Origin of the sequence: Mesorhizobium sp. B2-4-15 (genome assembly GCF_006658505.1) — a bacterium.
Taxonomy (GTDB): Bacteria; Pseudomonadota; Alphaproteobacteria; order Rhizobiales; family Rhizobiaceae; genus Mesorhizobium.
This window is the reverse complement of the sequence record NZ_VFUZ01000014.1, coordinates 116,475-130,631: the sequence shown is the minus strand read 5'-3', so window position 1 is coordinate 130,631 and position 14,157 is coordinate 116,475. Positions and strand designations below refer to the sequence as shown.

General features: G+C 63.9%; 11 protein-coding genes. 6 read left to right on the top strand and 5 right to left on the bottom strand.

Features of this window, described 5'->3' with window-relative positions:
• The first annotated feature begins 59 nt into the window (after positions 1-59).
• Positions 60-1,502, top strand: a complete 1,443-nt coding sequence (locus FJ930_RS18120; RefSeq protein ID WP_141839558.1) for an MFS transporter — start codon at positions 60-62, stop codon at positions 1,500-1,502.
• A gap of 31 nt (positions 1,503-1,533) precedes the next feature.
• Here FJ930_RS18120 and FJ930_RS18115 read toward each other — a convergent pair whose 3' ends face one another.
• The gene (locus FJ930_RS18115; protein ID WP_181763408.1) at positions 1,534-2,238 is read right to left on the bottom strand and encodes a nitroreductase; all 705 of its coding nucleotides are present in this window, start codon (positions 2,236-2,238) and stop codon (positions 1,534-1,536) included.
• Positions 2,239-2,466: 228 nt separating this feature from the next.
• Between FJ930_RS18115 and FJ930_RS18110 the strand changes: the two genes are divergently transcribed.
• From FJ930_RS18110 to FJ930_RS18090, 5 genes are all read left to right on the top strand, one after another.
• Entirely contained in the window at positions 2,467-3,009 is a 543-nt protein-coding gene (locus FJ930_RS18110; RefSeq protein WP_181763415.1) for an XRE family transcriptional regulator, read from the top strand.
• A gap of 94 nt (positions 3,010-3,103) precedes the next feature.
• Complete coding sequence (locus tag FJ930_RS18105) at positions 3,104-5,557, top strand: FAD-dependent oxidoreductase (RefSeq protein WP_141839556.1); 2,454 nt, start codon at positions 3,104-3,106, stop codon at positions 5,555-5,557.
• Positions 5,554-6,459, top strand: a complete 906-nt coding sequence (locus FJ930_RS18100) for a homocysteine S-methyltransferase family protein (protein WP_141839555.1) — start codon at positions 5,554-5,556, stop codon at positions 6,457-6,459. Before FJ930_RS18105 ends, FJ930_RS18100 begins: the two co-directional genes overlap by 4 nt.
• Positions 6,452-7,633, top strand: coding sequence for a pyridoxal phosphate-dependent aminotransferase (locus FJ930_RS18095; protein ID WP_141839554.1), 1,182 nt, complete (start codon positions 6,452-6,454; stop codon positions 7,631-7,633). Before FJ930_RS18100 ends, FJ930_RS18095 begins: the two co-directional genes overlap by 8 nt.
• Complete coding sequence (locus FJ930_RS18090; protein ID WP_141839553.1) at positions 7,630-10,089, top strand: FAD-dependent oxidoreductase; 2,460 nt, start codon at positions 7,630-7,632, stop codon at positions 10,087-10,089. The genes FJ930_RS18095 and FJ930_RS18090 overlap by 4 nt, the downstream gene beginning before the upstream one ends.
• 171 nt (positions 10,090-10,260) lie before the next feature.
• Here FJ930_RS18090 and FJ930_RS18085 read toward each other — a convergent pair whose 3' ends face one another.
• Genes FJ930_RS18085 through FJ930_RS18070 form a run of 4 tightly spaced genes read right to left on the bottom strand, consistent with a single transcriptional unit; the run spans position 10,261 to position 14,142 of the window.
• On the bottom strand, positions 10,261-10,845 hold the full coding sequence (locus FJ930_RS18085) for an NAD(P)H-dependent oxidoreductase (RefSeq protein WP_141839551.1): 585 nt from the start codon (positions 10,843-10,845) through the stop codon (positions 10,261-10,263).
• A complete protein-coding gene (locus FJ930_RS18080; RefSeq protein ID WP_181763407.1) occupies positions 10,845-11,426 on the bottom strand; it encodes an NAD(P)H-dependent oxidoreductase in 582 nt (193 codons plus the stop codon). Before FJ930_RS18080 ends, FJ930_RS18085 begins: the two co-directional genes overlap by 1 nt.
• Positions 11,426-12,829 carry an FAD-binding oxidoreductase gene (locus FJ930_RS18075; protein ID WP_141839583.1) on the bottom strand — a complete coding sequence of 468 codons (1,404 nt, stop codon included), beginning with the start codon at positions 12,827-12,829 and terminating at the stop codon, positions 11,426-11,428. The genes FJ930_RS18080 and FJ930_RS18075 overlap by 1 nt, the downstream gene beginning before the upstream one ends.
• A complete protein-coding gene (locus tag FJ930_RS18070; protein ID WP_141839548.1) occupies positions 12,829-14,142 on the bottom strand; it encodes a cytosine deaminase in 1,314 nt (437 codons plus the stop codon). The genes FJ930_RS18075 and FJ930_RS18070 overlap by 1 nt, the downstream gene beginning before the upstream one ends.
• Between the last annotated feature and the right edge of the window lie 15 nt (positions 14,143-14,157).

Genomic DNA, 14,157 nt, shown 5'->3' with positions numbered 1-14,157 from the left:
CCAAGGGACATGAAAATCCCGTCTCAGAGTCGGCGCATTCGTTTGGTTCGAACATCCCCATGACTGCTGAAATATCCGCCGGCGCCACGGATCGCGCCGATGTGTCGGCCAGAGCCCTGCTCCTGCTGCCGCTGACGGTCGCGTGTGGCGTGTTCATGACCAGCCTCGACCAGAATGTCGTGGTGACGGCACTGCCCGGCATCGGCGAGAGCCTCGCCCGTCCGCCCAGCCAGCTCGGCCTGCTGATCACCGTCTATGTCGCGAGCCTGATCATCTCGATGCCGCTCGGCGGCTGGGCCGCCGACCGCTTCGGCCTGCGCAATGTCTACTGCTTCGCCTTGCTGGTGTTCGCCGCCTCATCGGCCCTGTGCGGGCTCTCGAACGACATCTGGATGCTGGTCGGCGCCCGCGCGCTGCAAGGCTTCGGTGGCGCGCTGATGGGCACGCTCGGCCAGGTCGTCATCCTGTCGACCTTTCCGCGCAGTCGGACGCTGAAGATCAACATGTATATCTCGCTGGCCGGCCAGTCCGGACCGCTGGTCGGTCCGCTCGTCGGCGGCGCGCTGACCACTTACATTTCCTGGCGCTGGATCTTCTTCATCAACGTGCCCTTCGCGCTGACGGCGGCCGTACTTGCCGCCTCGCTGTTTCCCACAGTGACCAAGCCCGTGCGCACGCCTTTCGATTTTCCGGGCTTTCTACTGGTCGGCAGCGGCATGGTCCTGCTGGTCTTCGGCATGGACTCGCTGGCGGCGAAGGACGTCGCTGGGAGCTTGATCGCCGTTGAGCTTGTGCTGGCCGTCGTCATCCTGACGGTCGCTTCCTTCCACTGCCTGCGCGTACGCAATCCCCTCCTCGATCTCAAGCTGTTGCGCATCCGCACCTTCCGCATCTCCTTCCTCACCGGCGGCGGCCTCGACACGATCGGACTCAGCTCCGTCGTCTTCCTGCTGCCGCTGATGTTCCAGCTCGGCTTCGGCATGAGCGCGGTGCAGGCGGGATCGCTGACCTTCGTCGCGGCGGTCGGCTCGGTGATCATGCGGTTCTTCATGCCGCGCCTTCTCAATCGCTTCGGCTTCCGCCGCGTGCTGGTCTTCAACACGCCCGTGGTCGCCGCGATGGTCGCGGGCTTTGCCTTGCTGCAGGCGACGACGCCGGTCTGGATCACGCTCAGCTATATCTTCATCTTCGGCATATTCCGTTCGGTGCAATGGGCTTCGACCGGCAACCTCGCCTATTCCGACATCGCGCCCGAACAGCTCGCCCGCTTCAGCGCGCTCTATTACATCCTGTGGCAGCTGGCGGTCGCCATCAGCGTCGGCCTTGCTGCTGCCATGCTGTCATTCCTCGCCGGCGGCGGCGCGGCCGTCGCCAGTGATTTCCGGATCCTCTTTATGATCGAGGGCGTCATCACGCTCTGCGCGCTGCTCGCCTATCTCAAGCTGACACCGCAGGACGGCGCCCATGTCAGCGGCCACGGCATGCGGATGAACACGGAATAGAAACGGCCACGAGCTTGGCCGCCCAGCGGCTCTATTCGCTGAACGTTACCCAATCTTCCAGCGGCACACGATCGGTGCGGAAGGCGTTTTCCGGCTTGGACGTGTCTTCATACCCAAGCGCCATGCCGCAGACGACGATCTCCTCGTCGGGAATGTTGAGCACCGGCCGGATCTGCCGGTGATAGGGCGCGAAGGCGGCCTGCGGGCAAGTGTGCAGGCCCCTGCCCCGCGCCGCGACCATGATGTTCTGCAGGAACATGCCGTAGTCGATCCACGAACCCTGGTTGAGGCGGCGGTCGATGGTGAAGATCATGCCGACCGGCGCATCGAAGAAGACGAAGTTGCGGTCATGCTGGGCGCGCATCCTGTCGACCTCGCGTCGGCCGATGCCAAGCACGCCATAGAGACCGAAGCCATTGGCACGGCGGCGGGTCAGGTACGGCTCGAAGAACTGCGTGGGATAGTAGCGATACTCGTCCCAGTCGGCCTTTTCGGCACGGATGCCGGAATTCAGGATGGCATCCGATATCTGCTGCTTGGTCTCGCCCTTGGTGACGTAGACCCGCCATGGCTGCATGTTGGTGCCCGACGGCGCGCGCGCCGCAACCGCCAGAATGGCGCGGATCGTCTCGTCGTCGACCATGTCGGGCAGAAATGCGCGCACCGAACGGCGCGATATGATCGCGTCATCGACGATCTCGGCATCCCCCGCGATTCGAGCCTTCTTTTCCAGCATGGGCCGTCCCTTAGCCTTTGTGTCGATCGGACGTCCCCGCTCGCCGCTCGAAGAAGCGGAGCCTTTGCATGAACCGTCAAAATCCTGCAAGCAAATCTTGAGCGTCGGTGAAAATCTACTTGATTTTTTCATAAGCTTGCTTTCTCATGAAATTCGGATGGAAAATTTCATGACGAGAGCGTTTTGCCTTCCACTACCGCACGAACATTGCAGGGACCTGACGAACGCGTGCTGGCGAGCGACATCAGGGCGCTGCGCAGGGCGCGCGGGCTGACGCTGGCAGAGATCGCCCTGAAACTTGACCGTTCGGTCGGCTGGGTCAGCCAGGTCGAGCGTGGTCTGTCAACGCCATCGCTCAGCGACCTCAGGGCCTTCGCGGAGCTGTTCGGCGTGCCGATCAGCCTGTTCTTCAGCCACGACGTGCCCCAGGAAAGCGAACGTGGCGTCATTGTGCGCGCCGGCAAGCGCCGCACGCTCGGCACCAGCGAGACCGGCCTGGTGGAAGAGCTTCTGTCACCCGATCTCGGGGGCAGCTTCGAGATGGTGCGCTCTGTCTTCGCGCCGGGCGCGGAGCTGAAGACCGAGGCCCGCCGGCCGACCGAGGAGGCTGGATACCTCGCCTCCGGGCAGTTCGATATCGAGATCGCGGGCGTCTGGCACCGGCTCGGCGAAGGCGATTCCTTCCGCTTCGAAGGCAAGCCCTATCGCTGGCGCAATCCGGGGACCGAGCCGGCGGTTGTCATCTGGGTGGTTTCGCCACCCGTCTACTGAATGCATGTCGCCCAAAACCGTGCGCGGGTTGGGACGACGACATGCATCAAAACAAAAGCAGAAGCGCAGCGCGCTTGAAGTTTGGGAGAAGAACATGGCGGGTTTGCCGAGCACGGCGCGCGTGGTGATCATCGGAGGTGGCGTTGTCGGCACCTCCGCGCTCTATCATCTGGCCAAGGCAGGCTGGACCGATTGCGTGCTTCTGGAAAAGAACGAGCTGACGTCAGGCTCGACCTGGCATGCCGCCGGCAACGTGCCGACCTTCTCCTCGTCCTGGTCGCTGATGAACATGCAGCGCTATTCGACCGAGCTTTACCGGGGCCTTGCCGAGGCGGTCGACTATCCCATGAACTATCACGTCACCGGCTCGCTGCGCCTCGCTCACTCGAAGGAGCGCATGCAGGAATTCCAGCGCGCCAAGGGCATGGGCCGCTATCAGGGCATGGACATCGACGTTGTCGGCGTCGACGAGATCAAGCGCCGCTACCCCTTTATCGAAACCCATGACCTCGAAGGCGCGCTCTACGACCCGAGCGACGGCGATATCGACCCGGCGCAGTTGACCCAGGCGCTGGCCAAGGGCGCGCGTGACATGGGCGCCAGGATCATCCGCTTCTGCCCGGTGACCGGCGTGCGCCGCGAAAAGGACGAATGGGTGGTCACCACACCGCAAGGAGAGATCCGCTGCGAGATCGTCGTCAATGCCGCCGGTTACCGCGCCGCCGAAATCGGCAGGATGTTCGGCCGCGAAGTGCCGATGATGGTGATGAGCCATCAATATATCCTGTTCGAGGAAATCCCCGAACTGGCGGCATGGTCGAGGGAACAAGGCAAAAAACTGCCGCTGCTGCGCGACGTCGATACCTCATACTACCTGCGCCAGGAAAAGAGTGGCATGAATCTCGGCCCCTATGAGCGCAATTGCCGCGCGCATTGGGCCACCCACAACGATCCGATGCCGGAGGATTTTTCCTTCCAGCTCTTCCCCGACGATCTCGACCGGCTGGAGCACTACCTGGCCGATGCGGTCGCCCGCGTGCCGATCCTGGGCACCGCCGGCCTGTCCAAGGTCATCAACGGTCCGATCCCCTATGCGCCGGACGGCAATCCGCTGATCGGCCCGATGCCTGGCGTTCCCAACGCATTCGAGGCCTGCGTCTTCACCTTCGGCATCGCCCAGGGCGGCGGCGCCGGCAAGGTGCTGGCCGAATGGGTGACGCAGGGCCAGACGGAGTGGGACATGTGGTCGTGCGACCCGCGCCGCTTCACCTCTTTTGCTTCGGCGCCGGACTATTGCGTCGCCAAGGGCATGGAAATCTACGGCAACGAATACGCCATCCAGTTCCCGCGCCATGCCTGGCCGGAAGGGCGCGACCGCAAGCTTTCGCCGATCCATGATCGCATCAAGGCGCTCGGCGGCCGCTTCGACGCCTATAATGGCTGGGAACGCGCCACCTGGTACGCGCAGGACGGCGACGATATCTCCGAGGAGGCGACACTGACCTTCCGCCGCGACGGGCCCTGGCAGCACCGCGTGCGCGAAGAGTGCCTGGCCGTGCGCGACGCCGCCGGCATCCTGGACCTGCCTGGCTTCTCGCGCTTCAACCTCGAAGGCCCCGGCGCCGCCGAATGGCTGAGCCTGCAGGTCACCGGCCTGGTGCCGAAGCCTGGTCGCATCGGGCTCGTCTACTTCGCCGACGACAAAGGCCGCATCGTCACCGAAATGTCCGTCGTGCGCCATGGCGAGGATCAGATGACGCTGATCACGGCGGCGGTCGCGCAGTGGCATGATTTCGAATGGCTGAAGTCGCGCATGCCAGGGGATGCGGCCTTCACGCTGACCGACCGCACCGAGGACTATTCGACCCAGATTCTCGCCGGCCCCAATTCGCGAAAAATCCTCGCCGATGTCTGCGATGCGGATCTCGCCTTGCCCTGGCTGACGCATCAGGAGACCAAGATCGCCGGCCGCTGGGCGAGGCTCGTGCGCGTCTCCTTTGCCGGAGAGCTCGGTTGGGAAATCCACACCAGGGTGGACGACACGGTTGCCGTCTTCGACGCCATCTGGGCCGCAGGCCAGAAACACGGCTTGAAGCCTTTCGGCATGTACGCGCTGGATTCGCTGAGGCTCGAAAAAGGCTACCGCACCTGGAAGGGGGATTTGTCGACCGACTATTCGATCCTGCAGGGTGGGCTGGAACGTTTCGTCAAATGGGAAAAGCCCGACTTCCGTGGCAAGACGGCGCTGCAGAACGAGAAACAGCAAGGCGTGAAGAAACGCTTCGTCACGCTGGTGGTGGAAAACCCCGGCGATTGCGACGCACCCTACATGTCGACGCTCTGGCATGGCGGCCAGATCGTTGGTGAAACGACATCAGGCGGCTGGGGCCATCGCACCGACAAGTCCATCGCGCTCGGCATGCTGCGCGCCGACCTGACCGAGCCGGGCACCTCTGTCGAGGTCGAAATCTTCGGCGACCGGTTCAAGGCTGTCGTGCAGAAGGACGAGCCCTTGTGGGATCCGAAGAACGAGAGGCTGCGCGCATGAAGCGTGTCATTCTCACCGATGGCGGGATGGGCCAGGAACTGGTGCGGCGCAGCAAGTCGGAGCCGACGCCGCTGTGGTCGGCCAGGGTGCTGATCGACGAACCCGATCTGGTGCGCGGCCTGCATGCCGAGTTCATCCGCGCCGGTGCCCGCGTCATCACCATAAACACCTATTCGGCGACGCCCGAACGCCTGGCGCGCGAGGGCGCGGAGGAGCTGTTCAAACCATTGCAGAAGCGCGGCATCGACCTGGCCAGGCAAGCGCGCGACGAGGCCGGCGACGTGGCGATCGCCGGCTGCCTGTCGCCGCTTTTCGGCAGCTACGCGCCGGCACTGACCATTTCCTACCAGGACACGCTCGATATCTACCGCCGTATCGTTGCCGAGCAGGCGGATGGCGTCGACCTGTTCCTTTGCGAAACCATGGCATCCGCCGAGGAAGCGCGCGCGGCCGTCACCGCCGCGTCGGAAAGCGGCAAGCCGGTATGGGTATCGTGGACGCTTTGCGACCACGGTGAGCCCCGGCTGCGCAGCGGCGAGACGATTGCCGCAGCGGCTAGCGCCCTGAGCGGTTTGCCGGTGGCCGCACGGTTGCTGAACTGCTGTCGCCCGGAGGCAATCGCGGCGGCGCTGCCTGAGTTGATCGAACTTGGCGGCCCGGTTGGCGCCTATGCCAATGGTTTCACGTCGATCGATGCGTTGAAGCACGGCGGCACGGTCGAGGTGCTGCACGCACGTCACGATCTCGATCCGGAGGCCTATGCCGATCAGGCGATGGGCTGGGTCGAAGCCGGCGCCCAGATCGTCGGCGGCTGCTGCGAGGTCGGGCCGGGCCACATCGCCGCGCTGCGCGACCGGCTGGAAGAAACAGGGTACGAGATTTCGGGAGTAGCAAATGCCTAGACCATCATCGCGCATTTCCGGCATCGTGCCTTCGGGCAAGGATGGCTGGGAAGTTCACTTCGCCGCCTGGGCCCGCAAGGAAGCCGGCGAAGACATCATCATGCTGTCGGTCGGCGACCATGATTTCGACACGCCTTCGCAGACGATCGAAGCCTGCGTGGCGGCGGTTCGCGGCAGCAACCATCACTACACGCCGCTGCCAGGCCTGCCGCGCCTGCGCAAGGCAATGGCCACGGCCTCCACCGCCTGCACCGGCATTGAGACGACGCCGGATCAGGTCATCGCCACACCGGGTGGCCAGGCAGCACTTTACGCGGCCGTGCAGGCCGTCCTCGATCAGGGCGACCACGCCATCGTGGTAGCGCCCTACTACGCCACCTATCCCAACACGTTCAGCGCCGCCGGTGCCAGTTTCACCGTCGTTGAAACACCGGCCGAGGACGGTTTCCAGCCGCGTGCCGAGATGATCCGCGCGGCAGTGCGGCCCAATACCCGCGCCATCCTGATCAACACGCCGAACAACCCGACAGGTGCGGTCTATTCGCGCGAGCGGCTGGAACAATTGGCCGAAATCTGCCGGGAGCATGACCTCTGGCTGCTGTCGGACGAGGTCTACTGGACGCTGGGCGGCGGCGAGCATGTCTCGCCGCGCTCGCTGCCGGGCATGGCCGAGCGCACGCTGGTTATCAATTCCATGTCCAAGAGCCATGGCATGACCGGCTGGCGCATGGGCTGGCTGACCGGTCCTGAAGCGATGATCGCGCTGCTCGTCAATCTCAATCTGGTGACCACCTACGGACTGCCGGCCTTCATCTCGATTGCCTGCGCCGAGGCCCTGGAAAACCGGTACGGGGTGAAGGACATCGCGGAACGATACGCGGCGCGCCGCACCATCTTCCTCAACGCCTTGCGTGGCATGAACGATGTGACGGTGCGCGGTTCCGAAGGCGGCATGTATGTCATGCTCGACATCTCCGATGTCGAACCCGACGATGAGAAATTCGCCTTCGCCTTGCTCGACAAGGAGAATGTCGGCGTGATGCCAGGCTCCAGCTTCGGCGAGGCCGCCGCCGGCCATATCCGCATCAGCCTCTGCCAGCCCGAGCCCGTTCTGCAGGAAGCAGCGGCCAGGCTGCGCCGTTTTGCTTCCAACTATCGCCGCGAGGCCGCATGAACACCCCCGCTCCCAAGGTTATCCCCACCAAGGCACGCGCGGTCATCATCGGCGGTGGCGTCTCCGGCTGTTCGGTCGCCTATCATCTGGCCAAGCTCGGCTGGACCGATATCGTGTTGCTCGAGCGCAAGCAGTTGACATCGGGCACGACATGGCACGCCGCCGGCCTGATCGGCCAGCTGCGCGGTTCGCAGAACATGACACGGCTGGCGAAATATTCCGCCGACCTCTACGTCAGGCTGGAAGCCGAGACCGAGGTCGGCACCGGCATGCGCCAGGTCGGCTCGATCACCGTGGCGCTGACCGAGGAGCGCAAGCACGAAATCTACCGGCAGGCCTCGCTCGCCCGCGCCTTCGATGTCGACGTGCGCGAGATTTCGCCCAGCGAAGTCAAGGAAATGTATCCGCATCTCAATGTCTCCGACGTCGTCGGCGCCGTGCATCTGCCGCTCGACGGCCAGTGCGACCCCGCCAACATCGCCATGGCTTTGGCCAAGGGCGCGCGCCAGCGCGGCGCCACCATCGTGGAGAACGTGAAGGTCACCACGGTCCACACGAAGGCGGGCCGCGTTGCCGGCGTGTCCTGGGCACGTGGCGAAGACCAGGGCACGATCGAGGCCGACATCGTCATCAACTGCGCCGGCATGTGGGCGCGCGATCTCGGCGCGCGGAACGGCGTGAACATCCCGCTGCATGCCTGCGAGCACTTTTATCTTGTCACCGAGCCGATCCCCGGCTTGAGCCGCTTGCCGGTCCTGCGCGTGCCGGACGAATGCGCTTACTATAAGGAAGATGCCGGCAAGATGATGCTCGGCGCCTTCGAGCCGGTGGCCAAGCCGTGGGGCATGGACGGCATCCGTGAGGATTTCTGCTTCGACCAGCTGCCCGAGGACATGGATCATTTCGAGCCAATCCTCGAAATGGGCGTCAACCGCATGCCGATGCTGGCCACCGCCGGCATCCATACCTTCTTCAACGGTCCCGAAAGTTTCACGCCCGACGACCGCTACTATCTCGGTGAAGCGCCGGAACTTCGGGGCTACTGGATGGCGACAGGCTACAATTCGATCGGCATCGTCTCTTCCGGCGGCGCCGGCATGGCTCTGGCGCAGTGGATCAACGATGGCGAAGCGCCGTTCGACCTGTGGGAAGTCGATATCCGCCGCACCCAGCCGTTCCAGAGGAACCGCCGCTATCTCAAGGAGCGCGTTTCCGAAACGCTCGGCCTGCTCTACGCCGACCATTTCCCCTACCGCCAGATGGCGACGTCGCGCGGTGTGCGCCGCTCGCCCTTGCATGAGCATCTGAAGGCACGGGGCGCCGTGTTCGGCGAGGTCGCCGGCTGGGAGCGTGCCAACTGGTTCGCCCGGGAGGGACAGGAGCGCGAATACCGCTATTCCTGGAAGCGGCAGAACTGGTTCGACAACCAGCGCGAAGAACATCTGGCGGTTCGTAACAAGGTCGGCCTGTTCGACATGACCTCGTTCGGCAAGATCCGCGTCGAGGGCCGCGACGCCTGCTCCTTCCTGCAGAAACTGTGCGCCAACGACATGGACGTTGCGCCGGGCAAGATCGTCTACACGCAGATGCTCAACCAGCGTGGCGGGATCGAAAGCGACCTCACCGTCTCGCGCCTGTCGGATACGGCCTACTTCCTCGTCGTCCCCGGCGCCACGCTGCAGCGCGATCTGGCCTGGCTGCGCCGGCATATCGGTGAGGCCTTCGTGGTCATCACCGATGTAACCGCCGCTGAAAGCGTGCTCTGCGTGATGGGCCCGGATGCGCGAAAGCTGATCCAGAAGGTCAGCCCGAACAATTTCTCCAACGAAGCCCATCCTTTCGGCACCTTCCAGGAGATCGAGATCGGCATGGGTCTCGCCCGCGCCCACCGCGTCACCTATGTCGGCGAGCTCGGCTGGGAACTCTATGTCTCGACCGACCAGGCGGCCCATGTCTTCGAGGCGATCGAGGAGGCGGGCGCCGATGTCGGGCTGAAACTCTGCGGGCTGCACACGCTGGATTCCTGCCGCATCGAAAAGGCCTTCCGCCATTTCGGCCACGACATCACCGACGAGGACAATGTGCTGGAAGCAGGCCTCGGCTTCGCGGTGAAGACGGCTAAGGGCGACTTCATCGGCCGCGATGCTGTGCTGAAGAAGAAGGAAGCCGGATTGGCCCGCCGGCTGGTGCAGTTCCGCCTGAAAGACCCGCAGCCGCTGCTCTTCCACAATGAAGCGATACTGCGCGACGGCAAGATCGTCGGCCCGGTCACATCGGGCAATTACGGCCACCATCTCGGCGGTGCGATCGGGTTGGGTTATGTGCCTTGCCAGGGCGAAAGCGAGGCGGATGTGCTGGCCTCGACCTACGAGATCGAGATCGCCGGCGAACGTTTCGCGGCGGAAGCGTCGCTGAAGCCGATGTATGATCCGAAGGCGGAAAGGGTGAAGATGTAGCGGGCCACTTCTCCCTTCTCCCCTTGTGGGAGAAGGTGGATCGGCGCATGGCGCCGAGACGGTTGAGGGGTGTTGGAAGGAATGAGACGCTGGTGTTCCCTGGAGCACCCCTCATCCGACTGAGCTTCGCTCGGCCACCTTCTCCACAAGGGGAGAAGGGAAGTCCTGCGCTCAAAACCTTTCCAGCTTCGCCCGCACCTTCGCCAGGAACGCCGCCCGTGTCCGTGGCGTCGAGGCATCCATCAGATAGTGTGCCAGGAAGAATGTCCGGCAGCGCGTCGCACAGAGCGCCCGCATGCCGCGCAGCAGGGTTTTGCGCCCCGGTTGGCCGACGACGACGCTCCACCAGGTCGGCGCGCCGCAGGTGGTGATAACGCCGACCTTGGTGACATGCGTCATCAGCGACTTGATCCCTCCCTTGCCTGCCAGCTTGAAGGCGATGTCGGTGGCCCACACCCGGTCGAGCCAACCCTTCAGCATAGCCGGCAGCCCGTACCACCAGGTCGGATAGACGAACAGGATCGCCTCCGCCCAGTTGAGCAGTTCGAAATGCGGCTTCAGCGCCGGATCTTGCGGCGCCCGCTCATTGTAGGTGCGCCGCTCCTCGCAGCCCATCACCGGGTCGAACTTCTCCGCGTAGAGATCGAGCAGCCGCACGTCCCAGCCTCTTCGCCTCAGAACGTCCATGGCGGTGTCGCGGATTGCGGCACAAAAACTTTCCGGCACCGGATGGCAGTAGACGACGAGGACCCGCATCAGAACGCATCCATGCGCGCCGCGACCTTTGTCATGAAGGCCTTCCGCGTCTGGTCGGTCGACAGGTTCATTGCGTAGTGCGCGAGGTAAGTCACGGGCGCGCCGGGCTTTACCGTGGCGCGCAGCATGCGCTTGATCAGCTTGCGCGGCGGATCGCCCATCAAGATGGCGCGAACCCGGCTGCCGCCATAGGTGGTGACAGCGGCGACCTTCTTGATGTTGTGCAGCGAAGGCTGCACCTTGCCATCGACCAACTTGAACGACACGCCTGGCAGAAACACGCGATCGAAAAAGCCCTTCAGCATCGCCGGGAAGCCATAATTCCAGACCGGATAGGAAAGCACCAGCGCATCGGCCCGCAACAGGCGCTCGACATAGGGCGCAACAGCCTCCCCGGGAGCGCGCTGGTTGTGATAGTCCAGCCTCTCCTTGCGGGTCAGCCTCGGGTCGAAATCCTCGGCGTAGAGGTCACAGTCATCGACCGAATGGCCCGCCGCCCTCAGCCGCTCGACGATCATACGGTGCAGGCCGGCATTGAAGCTGGTCTCGACCGGATGGGCAAAGAGGACGAGGATGTTCATCAATCGGCCTTTTGCAGCCCCTTGAACAAAAAAGTCCGGCCCGAACGATAGTCGTAGTCCGGATTTTCCCAGGCGATCATCTTGCCGGGGTTGAGCAGGCCTTGCGGATCGGTCTCGCGCTTGAAGGCCAGCTGCACCGCATCCGTCTGCTTCATCCCGCCCTCCTCCAGCGTATAGCGATGCGGGTTGAAGATCGGGCAGCCATTCTCCTCATGCAGCCGGACGACCTCGTCGAGCCGCGCCTCGGTGGTGAACTTGACCAGCGGCAAGCCGAAACAGGTGATGTTGCCGTCCAGCCGCACGAATTCGAGATGCGAAAAGACTTCGCCTGGAAACATCGCGTCCATCTTCTCGACCAGCGCCAGCTGGTTGGGAAAGGGATAGAGCGACTGCAGATAGGTGATGTCGGGATCGACCCGCAGCGCCCTCAGCGTCGTATGGTTCCAGGCCAGCTCATAGGCCGGCGGCAGGCCCTTCTTCTCGTCCGGCGTTGCGACGGCGGCGTTGAAGATCACGTCACCGCCGGCCCGCCGGGTGAAGGCAAGGAAGGCATCGAGCCCATGCCGCGCCACCATCGCGACGCAGATGCTTTGCCCTTCCCTGAAAAACTTCTGGTGCCGTTTGAAATAGAGCTGCGGCACGGGCGCTGATATCGGCGTGATCAGCTTGGTCAGGATGCCATCCTGGCGGGCGAGCGCGTTGCCGTAGCGCGCCGCACCCATGAAGGTGTCGAAGCCGACGATGACATCGACCCACTCATAGGCCGCGGTCAGCGGCATCTCGACTTCGGTGATGATACCGTTCGTGCCATAGGCGTGGGTCACCTTGTGCAGGTCCTCGCCGGTGAGTTCGAGCACTTTGGGCTCCGCCTCCATCGTCACCACGCGCAGGCGCAGCACATTGCCGAAATCGCGCAAGCCGCCGAAATTGATCGAGCCGACGCCGCCCGAACCGCCGGCGATGAAACCGCCGATCGAGGCGGTGTTGTAGGTGGACGGCGACAGCCGCAGCTCCTGCCCGGAATGCGCGCGCGTTGCCTTGTCGATGTCGGCCAGCACCGCACCTGGCCCGGTCACCACGCGGCCCGGGCCGATCGACTTGATCTCGTTCATTTCGGCGAGGTTGAGCACCACGCCTCCCGAAAGCGGCATCGCCTGCCCATAATTGCCGGTGCCGCTGCCGCGCGGCGTCACCGGCACGCCATGCCGGTGACAGGCGGCAAGCACACGGATCAGTTCGGTCTCGTTCTTCGGCGTCACGATCAGGTCGCCGGTGACATGGTCGAGCTGCTGTTTCAGGACTGGACTGTACCAGTAGAAGTCGCGGCTCTTCTGCTGGACGATGGCCGGATTATCGTCGAGTTTTATCCCGTCGAGATCACGTTTGAGCGCCGAAACGTCCATCATTCCACCATCAGTTCGTCGAGTTCGGCATAGTCGGGCAATTGCCGGTCGATCGCGCGCCCGGCGCGCACGACGATGCGATCCGATTCGGGCCGCGACAGCAATTCCGTCCAGCTCCGGCCTTTGAACAGGATGAAATCGGCATCGCCGCCGACGGCAAGCGTGCCGAAACCATCGAGCCGCATCACGCTCGCCGGCGTCGCGGTGACCGCTTGCGGCCAATCGGCGACCGGATGGTCGAAATGCAGGATGCGTGTCGCCATGCGGTAGACCTCCAGCATATCGAGATCGCCATAGGCATAGAAGGGATCGCGCGTGTTGTCGGAAGCCACCGCGACCGGAATGCCCCTCGCCCTCATCTCGTGCAGCAGCGTCACGCCACGCCAGCGTGGGGTCGTGTGGTCGGTCCGCCGGTCCTGCAGATAGAGATTGCACATCGGCAGCGACACCACCGCCAACCCGGCCTTCGCCACCTTGTCCAGCGTGTCCATCACTTCGAGGTCGGGCTGACGCGCCAGTGAGCAGCAATGGCCGACGAGGATCTTGCCCTCGAAACCGTTCCAGAGTGCGGCCTCGGCGATCTTCTTCAGCGAGATGGCCGCGATGTCGTCGGTCTCGTCGGCATGGAAATCGAGATCGAGCCCGTGCTTGATCGCCTGCGCGAAGACATGGTCGAGCAGCTCTTCCAGATCCGGCACCATATAGGTGACGACGCCGAGCACGCCCTTGGCGGCGGCAACCCGTTTCGCCAGCCTGTCGAACCATTTCCTATCGCGCACGCCCTCGATGCCGAGCAGGCAGGCGCCCTGCAATTCGATGCGGCCGCGCCATGTCTCACGCATCGTCTCAAACACCGGCCAGGAGATCTCCTCCTGCGGCGCGACGCTGTCGAGATGGGTGCGCAGCGCCCTGGTGCCATGCGCGTAGGCCGAGCGCAGCGAGAAATCCATGCGCCGCGCAACATCCTGCGCACTCCAGCGGGCAGCGCGATCGGCGCCGGTGGCATTCAGCGCGCCCATGAAGGTGCCGTCGGGATTGGGTTTTCGCGGCCAGATATGGCCCTTGTCGATATGGGTATGGCAGTCGACGAAACAGGGCAGCACGATACGGCCGGCAAGATCGATGGCACCAGCCGGCGTCGTTGCGCGGCCACGCGCGGCGATGCTGGAAATCCTGCCGTCGGCGACGGTGATGTCGGCAAGCGTAAAGCCATCGCTGTCGAAGGCAGCGGCAAGGCCTGGTGTCAGGGACGCATGAAGTCGGGCGTTGGCGAGTACGAACTGGCTCGATTCTGGGATAGTCGCCGAGGTCATCGCTGCCCCTCATCC

What these genes read in the sequence shown, in the direction of transcription:
- FJ930_RS18120 (WP_141839558.1), top strand. Translation starts at nt 60, where the DNA reads ATGACTGCTGAAATATCCGCCGGCGCCACGGATCGCGCCGATGTGTCG.
- FJ930_RS18115 (WP_181763408.1), bottom strand. Translation starts at nt 2,238, where the DNA reads ATGCTGGAAAAGAAGGCTCGAATCGCGGGGGATGCCGAGATCGTCGAT.
- FJ930_RS18105 (WP_141839556.1), top strand. Translation starts at nt 3,104, where the DNA reads ATGGCGGGTTTGCCGAGCACGGCGCGCGTGGTGATCATCGGAGGTGGC.
- FJ930_RS18100 (WP_141839555.1), top strand. Translation starts at nt 5,554, where the DNA reads ATGAAGCGTGTCATTCTCACCGATGGCGGGATGGGCCAGGAACTGGTG.
- FJ930_RS18095 (WP_141839554.1), top strand. Translation starts at nt 6,452, where the DNA reads ATGCCTAGACCATCATCGCGCATTTCCGGCATCGTGCCTTCGGGCAAG.
- FJ930_RS18090 (WP_141839553.1), top strand. Translation starts at nt 7,630, where the DNA reads ATGAACACCCCCGCTCCCAAGGTTATCCCCACCAAGGCACGCGCGGTC.
- FJ930_RS18085 (WP_141839551.1), bottom strand. Translation starts at nt 10,845, where the DNA reads ATGCGGGTCCTCGTCGTCTACTGCCATCCGGTGCCGGAAAGTTTTTGT.
- FJ930_RS18080 (WP_181763407.1), bottom strand. Translation starts at nt 11,426, where the DNA reads ATGAACATCCTCGTCCTCTTTGCCCATCCGGTCGAGACCAGCTTCAAT.
- FJ930_RS18075 (WP_141839583.1), bottom strand. Translation starts at nt 12,829, where the DNA reads ATGGACGTTTCGGCGCTCAAACGTGATCTCGACGGGATAAAACTCGAC.
- FJ930_RS18070 (WP_141839548.1), bottom strand. Translation starts at nt 14,142, where the DNA reads ATGACCTCGGCGACTATCCCAGAATCGAGCCAGTTCGTACTCGCCAAC.